Source organism: Cupriavidus sp. 22TCCZM04-2 (assembly GCF_057798895.1).
On the sequence record NZ_JBYOJS010000013.1, the window covers coordinates 1 to 520 of the forward strand.

Sequence of the window (520 nt, forward strand, 5' to 3'; positions counted from 1 at the left end):
CGGCTTCATCTGCTCGACCACCCATTCTTTGTACTCCGCCGGATAAGGCTTCATCTTCCAACCGTTACCGCCCCCCATTGTCCTTCATCGAAAGGCAGCGAGGCGACAACTATCCTGACATGGAGGGGAGCGACAAAAAGTAACCAAAAAACGCGTTGACTTGTCCTAGCGGACGAATATTGATCGTAGCGTGCCGAGGGTGTTGTACGGGTATTCGCTTCAGAGTCTGCCCGGCTGCCTGCCGCGTGGAGCGCGTCCGCCTGCAGGCTCTCCCGCAATGATTGAACGAGCCCCGAAACTGTCCGTGGCCCGACACTGCCACCGTTATCGCATCATCGCCTTCGGCTGCTGCGCGGCTCACTAGTCGGCAGGCGGAACGACATCAACGGCGCAGAGGCTGGTGCTTCCGTTTCTTCCCTTCCCTTCTCCTCCCTCGGTTTTCACTGAGTGCGCGCAGCGCAGCCGTAGGCGTCCTACCGATGGCGCGGTTAGCAGGAGCCACCAAGTAATCCGGGGTCGC